The organism is Ralstonia sp. 22111 (assembly GCF_052045895.1).
GTDB classification, from domain to species: domain Bacteria; phylum Pseudomonadota; class Gammaproteobacteria; order Burkholderiales; family Burkholderiaceae; genus Ralstonia; species Ralstonia wenshanensis.
Window position 1 is genome coordinate 182,377 of the sequence record NZ_JBQEPR010000005.1, and the last position, 16,110, is coordinate 198,486.

The window sequence follows — 16,110 nt, forward strand, 5'->3', positions numbered from 1 at the left end:
ATTATAATCCCGCCCGATGTCAGATTCCCACGCCCAGCCGCCCCGGCCACGCCCGGCGGCGCCTTCCCCGAAATCGCCGAAAGACACGCCGCCGCCCGAGCGCAAGCCGGGCGGCAATGGTCGTCCGCAGCGCCGCCAAAAGCCCACGCCGGAAGAACTGGCCGCGGCGCTGGAGGCTCGCCGCGCACGTGCGAACCGCGTCCCCCCGATTACATTTCCTGAAGCGCTGCCCGTGTCGGCCCGGCGCGACGAGATCGCCCAGGCCATCGCCGCCAACCAGGTGGTGATCGTCTCGGGCGAGACCGGCTCAGGCAAGACCACGCAGTTGCCGAAGATCTGCCTGTCGATCGGGCGAGGCATTGGCGCGGGCGGTACCGGGCTGATCGGCCATACGCAGCCGCGCCGGATTGCCGCAACGTCTACCGCCAAGCGCATCGCGCAGGAAATCGGCACGCCGGTGGGCGAGCACGTGGGCTTCCAGGTGCGCTTCAACGACACGCTGTCGGCGGGTGCATCGGTCAAGCTGATGACCGACGGCATCTTGCTGGCCGAGACGCAGAACGATCCGCTGCTGCGCGCCTACGACACGATCATCATTGACGAGGCGCATGAACGCAGCCTCAACATCGATTTCCTGATCGGTTACCTGAAGCAGCTTCTGCCGCGCCGGCCTGACCTGAAGGTGATCATCACCTCGGCGACCATCGACGCGCAGCGGTTTGCCGAGCACTTTGCGGGCCCCAAGGGGCCGGCGCCCGTCATTGAAGTCAGCGGCCGGTTGTATCCGGTCGAAGTGCGCTACCGCCCGATCCAGCGCGACGAGAAAGACAAGGAGCGCGATCTTTACGAAGCCCTCGTCGATGCGGTGGACGAACTGGCCCGCGAAGGGTCGGGCGATGCGCTGATCTTCCTGCCGGGCGAGCGCGAGATTCGCGAGGCGGCCGAGGCGCTGCGCAAGCACCATCCGGCGCATACCGAGATCCTGCCGCTGTTTGCGCGCTTGTCCGTGCAGGAGCAGGAGCGTGTTTTCAAGCCGTCCAATGCGCGGCGCATCGTGCTGGCAACCAACGTGGCCGAGACCTCGCTCACGGTGCCCGGTATCCGCTACGTGGTCGATACGGGGCTGGCGCGCGTGAAGCGCTATTCGTATCGCAACAAGGTCGAGCAACTGCAGATCGAGCCGGTGTCGCAGGCCGCGGCCAACCAGCGCGCCGGTCGTTGCGGCCGGGTGGCCGATGGCGTGTGCATCCGCCTGTATGACGAGGCGGATTTCGTCGCGCGGCCGCGTTTTACCGATCCGGAAATCCTGCGTTCGTCGCTGGCGGCGGTCATCCTGCGCATGAAGGCGTTGCGGCTGACGGACGTCGAGCAATTTCCCTTCATCGAGCCGCCGCTGGGCCGCGCGATTGCAGACGGCTATCAGCTCTTGCAGGAACTCGGTGCTGTCGACGATGAAAACGCGCTGACGCCGCTGGGCAAGCAGGTCGCCCGTCTGCCGCTGGACCCGCGCGTGGCTCGGATGATCCTGGCTGGCCGCGACCACCAGTGCCTGCGCGAGATGTTGATCATCGCGAGCGCCTTGTCCGTGCAAGACCCGCGCGAGCGTCCGCAAGAACTGCAACAGCAGGCTGATCAGGCGCATCGCCAGTTTGCCGATGAGAAATCGGAGTTCCTCGGCTGGGTGAAGCTGTGGAAGTGGTTTGAAGAGGCTGTCGCACACAAGAAGTCGAACAAGCAGCTGCAGGATCAGTGCCGCTCGCACTTCCTGTCGCACGTGCGGTTGCGGGAGTGGCGCGACGTGCATTCGCAGTTGCACACCACGGTGGCGGAGCAGGGCTGGAAACTCAACGAATCCGATCCGACGTATGAGCAGTTGCACCTGGCGCTGCTGACGGGGCTGCTCGGCAATATCGGTGTGCGTATTGAAGAGGCGGATGGGAAAGGCCGCGAATACCTCGGCGCGCGCGGTATCAAGTTCTTCCTCTGGCCGGGGTCGGTCATTGCGCGCAAGGCGGGCAAGTGGGTCGTGGGTGGCGAACTGATCGAGACCAGCCGCCTGTTCGGCCGCACGCTGGCACGCATCGAACCGGAATGGGTGGAGAAGGTCGGCGCGCACCTGTTGAAGGTGTCGTGGAGCGATCCGCACTGGGAAAAGAAGGCCGGGCAGGTGATGGCCTTTGAGCGCGGCACGTTGTACGGCCTGCCGGTCTATCAGCAGCGCCGTGTGCATTTCGGGCCGATGCAGCCGAAGGAAGCGCGCGAGATGTTCATCCGCCGCGCGCTGGTCGATGGCGAGTTCGAAACGCGTCTGCCGTTCTTCACGCACAACCAGCGCCTGGTGCGGGAGATCGAAAACCTCGAACACAAGTCACGCCGACAAGACGTGCTGGTGGACGACGAACTGATCTACGCGTTCTACGACAGCCAGATTCCGGCGGACATCTACAACACCGTATCGTTCGAACGCTGGTATGCCGAAGCCGCCAGCGCGGGCGGCAAAAGCGGCCAGAAGCTGCTGTACCTGAATCGCGATGACCTGATGCGGCACGAAGCGGCCGGCATCACGACTGACCTGTTCCCGAAGGTGCTGCCCATTGCCGGTATCGACATGGGGCTGACGTACCACTTCGAGCCCGGCAGTCCGCGCGACGGCGTAACGCTCACCGTGCCGCTGTATGCGCTCAACCAGGTGCCCGTGCAGCGCACCGAATGGCTGGTGCCGGGCATGCTCAAGGAGAAGGTGCATCTGCTCCTGAAGAGCCTGCCGCAGAAGCTGCGTCGCCATTGCGTGCCGCTGCCGGACTACGCCGCAGGGTTCGTCTCGCGCGTGCGGTTGGGCGATGGCGACCTGCTCGACCGCTTGATCGCCGACGTGCGCGAGCAGACCGGCATCGCGCTCAAGCGTGCCGATTTCAAGCTCGAAACGCTGCCCGCGCATCACTTCATGAATTTCAAGGTGATCGACGAGCACGGCCGCCAGCTCGACATGGGCCGCAATCTGGCCCAGTTGCGCGCGGAGCTGGGCGGACGCGCGCAGCAGACATTCCAGTCGATCGCCGCGCAGGACGCTTCCGTGGCCGGAATTCAGAGCGACAGTGCGAGGCCCGGCAAGGCGGGCAAGTCGGAAGCGCCGTCAAACGCCGCGCTTTACTCGGGCCTGACGACATGGAGCTTTGGCCAGTTGCCGGAACTGCTGGAGGTCCGCAAAGGCAACCAGACGCTGTTCGGGTATCCGGCACTCGTTGATGCCGGTGATCACTGCGATGTGGAAGTCTTCGATGATCCGGCGGAAGCCACGCGCATCCATCGCCTGGGCTTGCGGCGGTTGTTTGCAATTCAGCTGCGCGAGCCGTTGAAGTACCTGGAAAAGAACATCCCGGGCCTGTCGCAGATGGCGATCCAGTTCATGAACCTCGGCACGCAGGACGATTTGCGCGACCAGATCCTGGATGCCACGCTGGAGCGTGCCTGCCTGCAAGACCCGCTGCCCACCGATGACGCCAGCTTCGGTGCCCGCAAGGACGAAAGCCGCGCGCGCCTGACGTTGCTGGCACAGGAGATTTCGCGGCTGGTCGGCACCATCCTTGCCGAATATGCGCAACTGCCGCGCAAGCTGCAGATCGCCAAGCCGTTTGCCGCCGCCACCGCCGATATCGACGCGCAGCTCAAGACGCTGATGCACAAGCGCTTTATCGAGGCGACGCCGTACGCGCAATTAACGCATTTCCCGCGTTACCTGAAGGGCATCGCCCTGCGCATCGACAAGCTCAAGGCTGACCCCGCCCGCGACACGCAGCGCATGCAGGAGATGGCGCCGCTCATCCAGCAATACCAACGCGCCGAAAAGGCCTTGCGCGTGCAAGGGCAGGGCGGTAACGACCCACGCATGGAGGAATTCCGCTGGATGCTGGAGGAGTTGCGCATCGCCCTGTTTGCACAGGAGCTGCGCACGCCGGTGCCGATGTCGGTCAAGCGGCTGCAGAAGGTGTGGGAATCAATGCAGCGATAGCTGGAATGCGTTGTCGGGAGCGGGGAAAGTTCCCGCTTTCTTTTTTTGATTTGTGTCAGCGATGGCGTAAATGCGAGCGTTAAAATGGCTGGCTAAGTTGCTGAATCTTCTCGATATGTCTGCCTTGCGCGCCTCGTTTGCCTCCCGTTGGTTTTCCACGCTTGTCCTTTCGGCCGCTGCTTTGATGGCAGCGCATGCGGCGCGTGCTGAAGTCGTCACCGTGCTCAATTCGGGCGACGCAAGCGTCTCTTTGATCGATAAAGACACCCGCAAGGTGCTGGAGACGTTTCCGATCGGCAAGGAGCCGCACCACCTGATCGCGACGCCAGACGAAAAATCGTTGATCGTCGCCAACGCCGTCGGCAACGAGCTGGTATTCCTCGATCCCGTGACCGGCAAGATTCAGCAGCGTGTTCCGCACATCGACGATCCATACCAAATCGGCTTCTCGCCGGACCAGAAGTGGTTTCTGACGACCGGCAACCGTCTGGATCGCGTTGACATTTACCGTTGGGACGGCCACGCGCTGACCATCGCCAAGCAAATTCCGGCAGCCAAGACGCCCAGCCACATTGCCTTCACCGCCGACAGCAAGATCGCGTTCATCACCCTGCAGGATTCCAACGAGGTAATGGCCATCGATTTGCCTACGCAGAACGTGATGTGGCGCATGACCATTGGCTCTGCACCGGCCGGCGTGTGGGTCACGACCGATCAGAAATACCTGCTGGTGGGCATGACCGGCGCGGATTACGTCGAGGTGATCGACTGGCACAACCGCACCAGCGTCAAGCGCATCCCGACCGGCAAGGGCGCGCACAACTTCCGCGCGCTGGGTGACAAGCGTCACCTGTTCCTGTCGAACCGCGTGTCGGGCACGATCAGCATCATTGATCAGCAAACGCTGACGAAGGTGGGCGACATTACCGGCCTGCCGCCTGGCCCCGATGACATGGAATTGACCGCCGACGGCAAACAGCTGTGGGTGACCTGCCGCTGGGCCAAGCGCGTGGCGATCGTCGACGTGGCAAGCCGCAAGGTGGTGGAAGAGATCAAGGTGGGGCGCTCGCCCCATGGCATTTACTTCCGCACACGCGCTCCCCTGATTTGAGTATTGCGACGATGAAATCCGGCCTGTCGATGTTGCGCACGGTCGCTGCTACGGCGGCGCTTGGTTTGTGCGCGTTGGCCACGGCTGCGCCCGGTGGGGTGAATGCCGGCGCGTGCAAAGGCACCGTCTATTTGACGTTCGACACAGGCAGCATGAGCCAAGCGCAGTTGATTGCCGACACGCTGCGCCGCCATCGCATCCACGCCACGTTCTTCCTTGCCAACGAGAAGACCATCCACGGCGACAGCACGCTGGATGACGGCTGGGCGCCGTATTGGAAATCGCTTGCTGCCGATGGTCACGCCTTCGGTACGCACACCTTCGACCACGTCTACTACAAGGGCGAGGCGGGCGTGGGCAAGGTCCGCTTCCGCCCGCAGTTTGGCGAGCAGGGCGGCCGTAATGTCGTGTGGGGCGAGCCTGAATTCTGTGCGGAACTGAAACACAGCGCCGAGCGCTTCAAGGCCATGACCGGTCAGCCGATGGACCCGCTGTGGCGCGCGCCGGGTGGGCATCTTTCGGCAACGACCGAGGCCTGGGCCAAGCAATGCGGGTTTGCCCACGTGGCATGGGCGTCCGCCGGTTTTCTGGGCGATGAGTTGCCGTCCGAGCGTTACCCGAACGATGCGCTGTTGCAGAAGGCACTGTCCAGTCTGCGCGACGGCGACATCACCATGGCGCATCTGGGCATCTGGTCGCGTAAGGATGCGTGGGCGCCAGCGGATCTGGAGCCGCTGATCACCGGTCTGGAGCGCAAGGGTTTCTGCTTTGCCACGCTGCGCGATCATCCGCAGTACAAAGCCTGGTTTGCTGCTCACCCGGCACACACGGCGGCCCGCTGACATGTTTGACTGGATTGCCGACACCTTCACGCAAGCCCAGGATGTGCTCTTCCAGCACGTCGTGATGCCGATCACCTATGCCATCGGCCTGGGTGGTTACGTTGAAGATGCGTACCCGGGCACCGAATGGCTGCTGATGGGGCTGGTGCAGATTGCAGTGCTGCTGTTGGTCTTCCGCCCGCTGGAGCGCTGGCGCCCGGTGGAGCCGATGCATGACCGCAAGGCCGTGCGCGCCGACATCTTCTACACGCTGTTTCACCGCCTGGGATTCTTTCCGCTGCTGCTGTTCTTCACGCTGCAGCCGCTGATCGACCGCCTCGACGGCAAGCTGCGCTTCTGGGGCTGGGCGCATTTGAACGTTGAAGACTGGTGGCCAGGCGTCACGTCGGTTTCCATCGTCAGCTTTCTGATCTATCTGGTGATGTTCGACTTGCTCGACTACTGGTACCACCGCCTCTCACACAAATTTCACTGGTGGTGGAACCTGCATTCGCTGCATCACAGCCAGCAACAGATGACGCTGTGGTCTGATGACCGCAACCACATCCTCGACGATGTGCTGCGCGGCGCGGTGTTTGCCGTTGCGGCACTGGTCATTGGGGTAGAGCCCTCGCAGTACGTGCTGCTCGTGGCCATTTCGCAGTTGCTGCAAAGCCTGCAGCACGCCAACGTGCGGTTGCATTTTGGCTGGCTGGGCGACCGGCTGCTGATCTCGCCGCGCTTTCATCGGATGCATCACGCCATCGGGCTGGGGCATGAGGTGCCGGGGAAGCCCGGCGTGCTGGGTGGCTGCAATTTTGGCGTGCTGTTCCCGTGGTGGGACATGCTGTTCGGCACCGCCATCTTCTCGCCGGAGTACCACGCCACCGGTATCCGCGATCAACTTCCCGCACCGCAAGGGCGCTCGCGAGACTACGGACGCGGCGTGCTGCGTCAGCAGTGGCTCGGCCTCAAGCGCTTGTTCGGCCGAGCGTAAAGCGCACGTGCGGCGGCGCCGGCGTCGTTTCTGCGCGCTGTGCTAGGCTGTTCGCTCCCTGAATTCCCGATTTCTGCATGAACGACCTGATTCGCTCATTTGGCCGGGCGCTGCTCTCGCAACTGCATCCGCGCATGCTGTTCCTGACCGTCATGCCGTTCGTCGTGGCTGTCGTTGTCTGGGGCGGGCTGCTGTATTTCGGCTGGGATGCCATGAACGGCATGGCCCGCAACGCCGTGGAAGGCTGGGCCTTCATGGGCTGGATCAAGAGCGGCCTCAACGCTATCGGCATGGCCGGGTTGTGGTCGGCCATCGCACCGCTGCTGGTGATCACCTTGCTGGTGCCGGTGATTGTCGTGTCGATCCTGGTGCTGGTGAGCGTGGCGTCCGTGCCGGTGGTCATGCGTTTTCTTGATCGCAGCTATCCGCAGTTGGAGCGTCGCAAGGGCGGCTCGGTGTTGGGCAGCCTGACGCATGCGCTGCTATGCACGCTTGTGGTCATCCTGGTGGCCGTCGTCACGCTGCCGCTGTGGCTGATTCCCCCGTTTTTTGCACTGATTCCACCCTTGTTGTGGGGGTGGCTCACGTACCGGTTGATGACGTACGACGCGTTGGCTGACCACGCGACGGTCGAAGAGCGTCGTGCGATCATGCAGCGCTACCGGCTGCCGCTTCTGGGTATCGGCGTGGCCGTTGGCATGTTGGGCTCGGCGCCCACGCTGCTGTGGGTATCGTCGGTGGTGACGATTGTGCTGTTCCCGATCATCGCCATCGCCGTCATCTGGTTGTATGTGCTGATCTTCATTTTCTCGGCACTGTGGTTCGGTCATTTCTGCTTACGTGCGCTCACGCGCCTTCGCGCTGAAGCGCCGCCCGCGCGCATGGTCGAGGCCAGCGTGATCGAAGTCACTACCATTGAACTACCTCGCGAATAATCAGAAACCATCGGAACTGACATGGCTTTCGGCATGATCATCATCGGCGACGAGATTCTCTCCGGCCGCCGCGAAGACAAGCACCTGCGCAAGCTGATCGAAGTGCTCGGCGAGCGTGGCCTGGCATTGGAGTGGGCCGAGTACGTCGGCGATCAGCCCGCGCGCATCACGAGCGTACTCAAGCGTACGTTCGCCAGCGATGACGTGGTGTTCTGCACTGGGGGCATCGGCGCAACACCCGATGACCATACACGCCAATGCGCCGCTGCTGCGCTGGGCGTGCCATTGGAGCTGCATCCGGAAGCGCGCGAGCAGATCACGTTGCGTATTTCAGAGTCGGCCAACGGTGACCCGGTCAAGGCCGATGTCTCCACGCCTGAAAACCAGCACCGCTTCAAGATGGGTGAATTTCCGCTGGGCGCGCGCATCATCCCGAACAGCTACAACCGTATCCCCGGATTCTCGGTGGCGCATCACCATTTCATGCCGGGTTTTCCGGTGATGGCGTGGCCGATGATGGAGTGGGTGCTTGACACCTATTACGCCGATCAATTCCACCGCGCGCCGCGTGAAGAGCGCTCGTTCCTGGTGTTCGGCTTGCCGGAGTCGCGGCTTACGCCGCTGATGGAGCGCATCGAAGCTGAGTTCGATGGGGTGAAAGTCTTCAGTCTGCCCAGTGTGGGCGATGCAGCGCGCGGCGAGCGCTATGCCCGCTCGCACATCGACCTGGGCGTTAAGGGCTCACCGGACGCTGTGTCGCGCGCCTATCTGTTGTTGCGAGAGGGCGCGTTGGCGCTGGGTGGCGAGATTTTCGAGGCGGACGCCCCTGCGGCGTCCTGACGCCCAGCAGCGTGCCTCAGGCGCCGTGCCAGGGCAGGCCCCGGAAGCACCAGCCTTCCACGGTCTTGCGATGGCCTTCGGTGTCTTTGGCGCCCTCAAAGCCTTCCAGCACATCCATCGCTGCCGCATAGCCTGCTTGCGCAGCCGCTGCCGCCGCGTGCTTGGAGCGCGCAGCGCTGCGGCACAGGAAGAGCACCGGCGCATCTTTTGGAACGGCAGCTTCCAGCGCGCTCAGAAAGTTGGTGTTGCGTACGCCGCCCGGATACTGATTCCATTCCACATGCACGAACTGGCTTGGCGAGATGTCCGGTGTGCCGACCCAGTCGAGCTCGGCGCGCGTGCGCACATCCACGAGACGAGCCTGCGGGTCGGCGGCCAATAGGGCGGCAGCCTCTTGCGGCGACAGTGCGCCGAAGTACGGCAGTTGGTCTGCCTCGCGGCGGGCGGCAGCAGCCTCGAGCAGGGACTCGCGGGTCAGCGTGGTGGCAGTCATGGTGGGCAGGAGCGAGTGAAAGGGTAAATGACCATTTTAGCGCCGCCGTCACATGGCGCGGGTGAAAATCCCCGAGATGGTGCGCGCACCGTCTTTGTGCACACAAATAGTGCTGCTTGGGGTGATATGCACTGTTTGTGTGCGTTGACTATGCTGCTTGGACAGCCTTAGCTCTTTCAGCGGGGCAGCGCGAACATGGGGCCGGCCGGATTGGCGGGACGCGCGCACCGTGTCAGGCATGGGCTGGCGCGGCGCTGCACTGTTTGCGGGAGTGCATGCCCGATGTCGGACCGGAATTGGCATAGTTTCTGCTAAGATTCCCGCGGTCTTTTTCGGGGGCGTCCGTTCGTGTCGGACGACCTTGCTGGAAAGAAGATGTTTCGGAGTGAGGACGAATTGCGGCCGATGTGCAGCGATCCGTCACACAACCGGCTCACAATACTTTGCGTTATTGCGCTACCAGGAGAATGGCATGTCCCAAAGCATTGCAGACGTGATGAAGCTCGTGAAGGAAAACGACGTCAAGTTCGTCGATTTCCGCTTCACCGATACCAAGGGTAAGGAGCAGCACGTCTCGGTCCCCGTTTCGCATTTCGACGAAGACAAGTTCGAAAGCGGCCACGCTTTCGACGGCTCGTCGATCGCCGGCTGGAAGGGCATCGAAGCGTCGGACATGCTGCTCGTGCCGGATGCAAACACCGCGCACGTCGACCCGTTCTATGAAGAGCCGACCCTGGTCCTGACCTGCGACGTGGTCGAGCCGTCGGACGGCAAGGGCTACGATCGCGACCCGCGCTCGATCGCCAAGCGTGCTGAGGCCTACCTGAAGAGCACCGGCCTGGGCGACACCGCCTACTTTGGTCCGGAACCCGAATTCTTCATCTTCGACGGCGTGACCTGGAACATCGACATGCAGGGTTGCTTCGTGAAGATCGATTCCGAAGAAGCTCCGTGGTCGTCGGGCAAGGAGTTCGAGCACGGCAATTCGGGTCACCGTCCGGGCAAGAAGGGCGGCTACTTCCCGGTTGCTCCGATCGACACGTTCCAAGACATGCGCTCGGAAATGTGCCTGATCCTGGAATCGCTGGGCATTCCGGTTGAAGTGCATCACCACGAAGTGGCAGGCCAAGGCCAAAACGAAATCGGCACGAAGTTCAGCACGCTGGTGCAACGCGCCGACTGGACCCAACTGCAGAAGTACGTGATCCAGAACGTCGCACACACCTACGGCAAGACCGCAACGTTCATGCCGAAGCCGGTCGTGGGCGACAACGGTTCGGGCATGCACGTTCACCAGTCGATCTGGAAGGACGGCCAGAACCTGTTCGCAGGCAACGGCTACGCCGGTCTGTCGGAATTCGCGCTGTACTACATCGGCGGCATCATCAAGCACGCTCGCGCGCTGAACGCCATCACCAACCCGGGTACGAACTCGTACAAGCGTCTGGTGCCGGGCTTCGAAGCCCCGGTCAAGCTGGCTTACTCGGCACGCAACCGCTCGGCTTCGATCCGTATTCCGTACGTTGCGAACCCGAAGGGTCGTCGTATCGAAACGCGCTTCCCGGATCCGCTGATGAACCCGTACCTGGGCTTCTCGGCACTGATGATGGCCGGTCTGGATGGCGTGCAGAACAAGATCCACCCGGGCGAAGCCGCAGACAAGAACCTGTACGACCTGCCGCCGGAAGAAGACGCAAAGATCCCGACCGTGTGCTCGAGCCTGGATCAGGCCCTCGAGTACCTGGACAAGGATCGCGAGTTCCTGACCCGCGGTGGTGTGTTCTCCAACGCCATGCTGGACGCCTACATCGAACTGAAGATGGAAGAAGTCACGCGCTTCCGCATGACGACTCACCCGCTCGAGTTCGAGATGTACTACTCGCTGTAATCTGTGAGCGCCCCGGGCAATGTGTCGGGGCGAAGAGACGGTTGTGAGAGGAAGGGCGGCGCAGGTCGCCCTTCCTTTTTATGAGCGGAGTTTTGTGGCTAGAATGATCGTCCGCCGGACTCCGGCGCCCGATCGACGTATCCGCCAGGTTTCCATTCATGCTCCGTCCTTCCCCACGCATCGCATCCGGACTGTTTGCCGCGGCTGCGGCGGTGTTTGCCACGCTGTCCGTGCAGGCGCCCGCGTACGCCGATGATGTCTATCTGTGCACCGGCCCGAACGGCGTGCCGGAGTACCGCAACAGCGGCAACGTGAAAGGCTGCAAGAAGTTGACGCTGCCCGATGTGGTGACCGTCCCCGGTACACGCAGCCCGCGCAGTGCAGGAGCCGCGCCCGCACCGGCTCAAAACAATGCAGGCGGCGGTTTCCCCCGCGTGGACAACGCCACGCAGAAGGCACGTGATGGCGAGCGCCGCCAGGTGCTGGAGGCCGAGCTGGCAGACGAGGAGCGCAAGCTCCAGGCGTTGAAGACCGAATACAACAACGGTCAGCCCGAGCGCCAGGGCAACGAACGTAACTATCAGAAGTATCTGGACCGCACCGCGCAGTTGAAGGGCGACATCGAGCGCAGCCAGGCCAATGTCGATTCGATCCGCCGGGAGCTGGGCAACCTCAAGGACTAGATGAACCATGCGTCGACTGATCCGCAAAGCGGCACGCCGCGATGAACAGGAACAGACGACGCCATCCGCGCCGTCAGCCTCCGCCGCCGGGCTGGAAGTCTCCGTAGGCGAGCCCATCGACGGGCCGCCGCTGATTCCGTTCTCACATGGTGCACCGCCGTCGTTCCCTGGGCTCGATGCGGTGCCCAATCCCATCCTGTTCGTCCGCCATCCGGCGCTGACGGTTTTCTACGCCAATCCTGCTGCTGAAGCCGCACTGGCCGTGTCCCGCCGCCAGTTGGTGGAGATGTCGCTGTACGAGCTGTTTGCCGATCCGTCGGAGCTGGCCGAGATGATCGCCACCGTGGCAGCGCGTCAGTTCGACGCCAAGCGGCGCGACGTCTCGCTCGACCGTGTGGGTCATGAGCCGCTGCACGCGCACGCCGTGGTGGGGGCGCTCGACTTTGCGCCCGGTTCGGTGCTGCTTGAGCTGCTGCCCAACGAGCAGAAGATCCGCAGCGAGCGAGAAGAGCGTCTGCTCGACCTGACCTCCGCCAACAAAGAACTGATCCGCAACCTTGCGCATGAGATCAAGAACCCGTTGGGCGGCATTCGCGGCGCGGCCCAGTTGCTGGAGTTCGAGCTGCCCGAGCGCTCGCTGCGCGAGTACACACAGGTGATCATCAAGGAATCCGACCGGTTGCAGACGCTGGTCGACCGCCTGCTGGAGCCGCACCGGCATCCACATATCGTGGGCGATGTGAACATCCACGAGGTGCTGGAGCGTGTGCGCTCGGTGGTGCTGGCGGAGTTTCCGCAGGGCTTGCGGATCGTGCGCGACTACGACGCGAGCCTGCCGGAATTCCGAGGCGACAAGGAGCAGCTCATCCAGGCCGTGCTCAACATCGTTCACAACGCGGCGCATGCGCTGGGCCCTCGCATTGCGCAGGGCGACGGCGAAATCATTCTGCGCACCCGAGTGGCACGCAAAGTTACGATTGCAAAACGTCTTTACAAGCTGGCATTGGACTTGCATGTAGTGGACAACGGTCCTGGTATCCCGGAGGACATCCGCGAGCGAATCTTCTTCCCGCTGGTGTCCGGAAGGGAGGGGGGAAGTGGGTTGGGCCTGACACTCGCGCAGACGTTCGTGCAGCAGCACGATGGTCTGATTGAATGCGAGAGCAGGCCAGGCCAGACGGATTTCCGCATTCTCGTGCCGCTGCACTGAAGCGCCTGAGCTTCAGCGACGCAGCGCGAGACGGCCCAGGCGAGACGAAGTCAAGCAGACGAACCAACACATGAAGCCAATCTGGATAGTCGACGACGATCAATCCATCCGCTGGGTCCTCGAGAAGGCGCTCGCGCGTGAGAGCCTGCTCTCACGCAGCTTTACCAACGTGCGCGACGCGCTCAATGCGCTCGACGAAGAAACGCCGCAAGTCCTGATTTCTGACGTCCGCATGCCGGGCGGCTCGGGGCTGGATCTCCTGCAGGCCATCAAGGCCAAGCACCCCGGGCTGCCGGTCATCATCATGACCGCGTATTCGGATCTGGACAGCGCCGTGGCGGCGTTCCAGGGTGGCGCGTTTGAATACCTCGCCAAGCCGTTTGACGTGGATCGCGCGGTCGAGCTGATCCGCCGCGCGCTGGAAGAGAGCCTGCGCGAAGAGGAAATCGACGATCGCCTGAGCGATGCGCCTGAGATTCTCGGTCAGGCGCCGGCCATGCAGGACGTGTTCCGCGCGATTGGGCGGCTGTCGCAGTCGAACGTGACGGTGCTGATCACCGGGGAATCGGGCACGGGTAAGGAACTGGTGGCCCGGGCGCTCCATAAGCACAGCCCGCGCGCGAGCGGCCCTTTCATCGCGCTGAATACGGCGGCGATTCCGAAAGACCTGCTCGAATCCGAGCTGTTCGGCCATGAGCGTGGCGCCTTCACTGGCGCACAGACCATGCGCCGCGGTCGCTTCGAGCAAGCCGAGGGAGGCACGCTGTTCCTCGACGAAATCGGCGACATGCCGTTCGATCTGCAAACGCGGTTGCTGCGCGTGCTGTCGGATGGGCATTTCTATCGCGTGGGCGGTCACAACCCGCTCAAGGCCAACGTTCGCGTCATCGCGGCCACGCACCAGAATCTTGAAACGCGCGTCAAGGACGGTCTGTTTCGCGAGGACTTGTTTCACCGCCTGAACGTGATCCGTCTGCGCTTGCCGGCGCTGCGTGAACGCCCGGAAGACATCACGCTGCTGGCACGTCATTTCCTGCAGAAGAGCGCCAAGGAGCTGGGCGTGGAGCCCAAGCGTATGTCGGATGATGCGCTGGCGCATATCGCCACGCTGCCGTTCCCGGGCAACGTGCGACAACTGGAAAACCTCTGCAACTGGCTCACCGTGATGGCGCCGGCGCAGACCATCGAAGCCAAGGACTTGCCCGCCGACCTGGTGCGGGGCAATGCGCAGATGCTGCCGGCCATGGGCGACGCCCCGGCGCGCCAGGCATTCATTGGCGAGCCGTCGCAGGGTGCCGAACCGTATGGTGTTGCGCCGTCGGTCGATACGTTGCTCTCGACCGCTTCAGTAGGCGCATCCATCGCCGCAGGGTGGGAGCGTGCGCTCGCGGGTGAGGCCAAGGCCATGCTTGAAGCGGGCCAGCCTGACGTGATGGACGCGCTTACCCGTCGCTTCGAAAAGGCGATTCTGGAGGCTGCGCTTGGTGTCACGCGCGGGCGCCGCGTCGAGGCGGCAACGCGCCTGGGCATCGGCCGCAACACCATCACACGCAAATTGCAGGAGCTTGGCTTCGACTGACGCGCTGTCAGCAGGGCCAGTCCACCGGATATCGTCGAGCTTGGCGATTGGGATTGGGCGGATTTCCGATACGGGAGTCCGCCCTTTTTTTGTGCCGCGAATGCGTGCCGCGCTTAGTGCAGCTTGTGCTTCAGCTGCGACAGTTCTTCATGCGCGCGCATCACGGCCGATTCCACGGAGTGGTCGACCTTGCCGGTGGCGTTTTGGCAGGCCATCTTCGCGCGGTCGGAGCAGGCTTCGAGCTTGTCGATGGCCTCGACGAAGGTCTGCTGATCTTCAGCGCCTTCCAGGCGCGAGTGGCATTGGCGAGCTTGGTCGTCCAGTTGCTGGATCGATTGCTTCAACGAGTCGGGCACGTCCTTGTGCGAGGCACAGGTCCGGGCCAGTTCGGCGATGGTGCTTTCCGCATGTTCAAAACGTTGGCGCAGTTTCTCTGTTTGCATGGAGGGCTCCTGTCGGTTGCGTGAAAAGGGCGTTGCCGCCGTATGCACCGTTATGAGGCCGTCACATGGTGCAAAGCGGTGCAACGCCCAATTTCGGCGCAAGCGGCGTGCCGTGTGCGGCAAGCGACGCTGCACCTCCGGGTTGTGTTGCGGTGCAAGGATGCTGTGTCAGTCGCGTGGCGCGGGCAGGGCCAGAGAACGCGCTTCCAGGATGCGCTGGGCAACTTCGGCAAAGCCGCCGCCGCCCTCGGCCTCTGTGAGGTAAGTGGGCGGCACGGGCAGCGTATCGATCACGTCCAGCACATTGGCCACACCCACCGAGAGCGGGAAGAACTCGAACATTGCAGCATCGTTGGCAGAGTCGCCCACGAACACCCAGCGGTCGCGCTCGGCATGCAAGTCCAGGCCGAATGCGCGGCGCGCGAGCGACACGCTGGCGCTCAGCTTGTCGTGCTTGCCGAACCAGCCGTTGACGTGAATCGAACTGACCGTGGCATGCATGCCGTGCGTGCGCATGATGTCGACGATATGTTGCACGGCGTGTTGCGGCAGCGGCGGGACTTGCTCCGCATGATCGACAGCGAGATCCGCCGCGTGCCAAGCCTGGTCCGTTGCCAGCGCAGAACCCGGCACGGCGCGCCTGATCTCCGCACCGACTTCACGGATGCGCTCCAGATTGCGCGCGCGCGTTTGCGCGTCGTCAACAAAGTCAGTGGCGAGATGCCCGCGCGAATCGACGCGCATCGCAAACGCGCCGTTCTCGCCGATCACGGCATCGACGGGCCACAGTCGCGCGATGACTTCGCACCAGGCAATCGAGCGGCCCGTGACCGGCACGACCTTGATGCCGGCACGATGCAGGCGCTCGAGCGCCGAGTACGTCTGCGCGGGAAGCTTCCCCCTCGTGGTGAGGGTGCCGTCCACATCGGTGAAGACGCCGGTGATATTGCGCAGCGCATCATCCGAGAGCTGGTGCAAGGCCAGCGGAACACGTCGCTCGGCGATGAGGGGCGTGGCTTCAGGCGAGTCCGGAGCGGCAGGAGTGGTGGGCGAGGCGAGCATGCTGCGGGTGCAAAAGAGAGTGTCTTGAACCCATTCTAA

At 63.2% G+C, this 16,110-nt stretch carries 13 protein-coding genes; 10 read left to right on the forward strand and 3 right to left on the reverse strand.

Annotated elements, in window-relative coordinates; translation table 11 throughout:
• Positions 1-16: 16 nt before the first annotated feature.
• The 6 genes from hrpA (at position 17) to ACTJK4_RS14950 (ending at position 8,713) form a co-directional block, all read left to right on the forward strand.
• Complete coding sequence (hrpA, locus tag ACTJK4_RS14925) at positions 17-4,009, forward strand: ATP-dependent RNA helicase HrpA (protein ID WP_440818270.1); 3,993 nt, start codon at positions 17-19, stop codon at positions 4,007-4,009.
• A 115-nt stretch (positions 4,010-4,124) separates the two neighbouring features.
• Positions 4,125-5,120 carry a YVTN family beta-propeller repeat protein gene (locus ACTJK4_RS14930; protein ID WP_440818271.1) on the forward strand — a complete coding sequence of 332 codons (996 nt, stop codon included), beginning with the start codon at positions 4,125-4,127 and terminating at the stop codon, positions 5,118-5,120.
• A gap of 11 nt (positions 5,121-5,131) precedes the next feature.
• Positions 5,132-5,962 carry a polysaccharide deacetylase family protein gene (locus tag ACTJK4_RS14935; protein WP_260802633.1) on the forward strand — a complete coding sequence of 277 codons (831 nt, stop codon included), beginning with the start codon at positions 5,132-5,134 and terminating at the stop codon, positions 5,960-5,962.
• A 1-nt stretch (position 5,963) separates the two neighbouring features.
• The gene (locus ACTJK4_RS14940; protein ID WP_440818272.1) at positions 5,964-6,938 is read left to right on the forward strand and encodes a sterol desaturase family protein; all 975 of its coding nucleotides are present in this window, start codon (positions 5,964-5,966) and stop codon (positions 6,936-6,938) included.
• A 77-nt stretch (positions 6,939-7,015) separates the two neighbouring features.
• Positions 7,016-7,873: an EI24 domain-containing protein gene (locus tag ACTJK4_RS14945; protein WP_440818273.1), complete on the forward strand. Its 858-nt coding sequence runs from the start codon at positions 7,016-7,018 to the stop codon at positions 7,871-7,873.
• Positions 7,874-7,894: 21 nt separating this feature from the next.
• Positions 7,895-8,713 (forward strand): competence/damage-inducible protein A, encoded by an 819-nt coding sequence (locus ACTJK4_RS14950; protein WP_440818274.1) that lies wholly within the window; start codon positions 7,895-7,897, stop codon positions 8,711-8,713.
• Between the two features lie 16 nt (positions 8,714-8,729).
• On the opposite strand, the gene ACTJK4_RS14955 is transcribed toward ACTJK4_RS14950, so the two are convergent.
• Positions 8,730-9,206 carry a rhodanese-like domain-containing protein gene (locus tag ACTJK4_RS14955; protein ID WP_232042530.1) on the reverse strand — a complete coding sequence of 159 codons (477 nt, stop codon included), beginning with the start codon at positions 9,204-9,206 and terminating at the stop codon, positions 8,730-8,732.
• A gap of 472 nt (positions 9,207-9,678) precedes the next feature.
• Between ACTJK4_RS14955 and ACTJK4_RS14960 the strand changes: the two genes are divergently transcribed.
• The 4 genes from ACTJK4_RS14960 (at position 9,679) to ntrC (ending at position 14,566) form a co-directional block, all read left to right on the forward strand.
• Positions 9,679-11,094, forward strand: a complete 1,416-nt coding sequence (locus ACTJK4_RS14960) for a 3-hydroxylaminophenol mutase (RefSeq protein WP_232042531.1) — start codon at positions 9,679-9,681, stop codon at positions 11,092-11,094.
• 158 nt (positions 11,095-11,252) lie between these two features.
• Complete coding sequence (locus tag ACTJK4_RS14965) at positions 11,253-11,777, forward strand: DUF4124 domain-containing protein (protein ID WP_440475851.1); 525 nt, start codon at positions 11,253-11,255, stop codon at positions 11,775-11,777.
• Positions 11,778-11,784: 7 nt separating this feature from the next.
• Positions 11,785-12,987: a nitrogen regulation protein NR(II) gene (gene glnL, locus ACTJK4_RS14970; protein WP_232042533.1), complete on the forward strand. Its 1,203-nt coding sequence runs from the start codon at positions 11,785-11,787 to the stop codon at positions 12,985-12,987.
• 70 nt (positions 12,988-13,057) lie between these two features.
• Positions 13,058-14,566, forward strand: a complete 1,509-nt coding sequence (gene ntrC / locus ACTJK4_RS14975) for a nitrogen regulation protein NR(I) (protein WP_440818275.1) — start codon at positions 13,058-13,060, stop codon at positions 14,564-14,566.
• A gap of 113 nt (positions 14,567-14,679) precedes the next feature.
• On the opposite strand, the gene ACTJK4_RS14980 is transcribed toward ntrC, so the two are convergent.
• A complete protein-coding gene (locus ACTJK4_RS14980) occupies positions 14,680-15,009 on the reverse strand; it encodes a hypothetical protein (RefSeq protein ID WP_024975937.1) in 330 nt (109 codons plus the stop codon).
• A gap of 168 nt (positions 15,010-15,177) precedes the next feature.
• On the reverse strand, positions 15,178-16,071 hold the full coding sequence (locus ACTJK4_RS14985) for an HAD family hydrolase (RefSeq protein WP_440818276.1): 894 nt from the start codon (positions 16,069-16,071) through the stop codon (positions 15,178-15,180).
• Positions 16,072-16,110 lie beyond the last annotated feature (39 nt).

Bases quoted from the DNA above. Each gene is read 5' to 3' on its own strand.
- ACTJK4_RS14955 (WP_232042530.1), bottom strand. From the start codon at position 9,206: ATGACTGCCACCACGCTGACCCGCGAGTCCCTGCTCGAGGCTGCTGCC.
- ACTJK4_RS14950 (WP_440818274.1), top strand. From the start codon at position 7,895: ATGGCTTTCGGCATGATCATCATCGGCGACGAGATTCTCTCCGGCCGC.
- hrpA (WP_440818270.1), top strand. From the start codon at position 17: ATGTCAGATTCCCACGCCCAGCCGCCCCGGCCACGCCCGGCGGCGCCT.
- ACTJK4_RS14965 (WP_440475851.1), top strand. From the start codon at position 11,253: ATGCTCCGTCCTTCCCCACGCATCGCATCCGGACTGTTTGCCGCGGCT.
- ACTJK4_RS14980 (WP_024975937.1), bottom strand. From the start codon at position 15,009: ATGCAAACAGAGAAACTGCGCCAACGTTTTGAACATGCGGAAAGCACC.
- ntrC (WP_440818275.1), top strand. From the start codon at position 13,058: ATGAAGCCAATCTGGATAGTCGACGACGATCAATCCATCCGCTGGGTC.
- ACTJK4_RS14985 (WP_440818276.1), bottom strand. From the start codon at position 16,071: ATGCTCGCCTCGCCCACCACTCCTGCCGCTCCGGACTCGCCTGAAGCC.
- ACTJK4_RS14960 (WP_232042531.1), top strand. From the start codon at position 9,679: ATGTCCCAAAGCATTGCAGACGTGATGAAGCTCGTGAAGGAAAACGAC.
- ACTJK4_RS14930 (WP_440818271.1), top strand. From the start codon at position 4,125: ATGTCTGCCTTGCGCGCCTCGTTTGCCTCCCGTTGGTTTTCCACGCTT.
- ACTJK4_RS14940 (WP_440818272.1), top strand. From the start codon at position 5,964: ATGTTTGACTGGATTGCCGACACCTTCACGCAAGCCCAGGATGTGCTC.
- ACTJK4_RS14945 (WP_440818273.1), top strand. From the start codon at position 7,016: ATGAACGACCTGATTCGCTCATTTGGCCGGGCGCTGCTCTCGCAACTG.
- glnL (WP_232042533.1), top strand. From the start codon at position 11,785: ATGCGTCGACTGATCCGCAAAGCGGCACGCCGCGATGAACAGGAACAG.
- ACTJK4_RS14935 (WP_260802633.1), top strand. From the start codon at position 5,132: ATGAAATCCGGCCTGTCGATGTTGCGCACGGTCGCTGCTACGGCGGCG.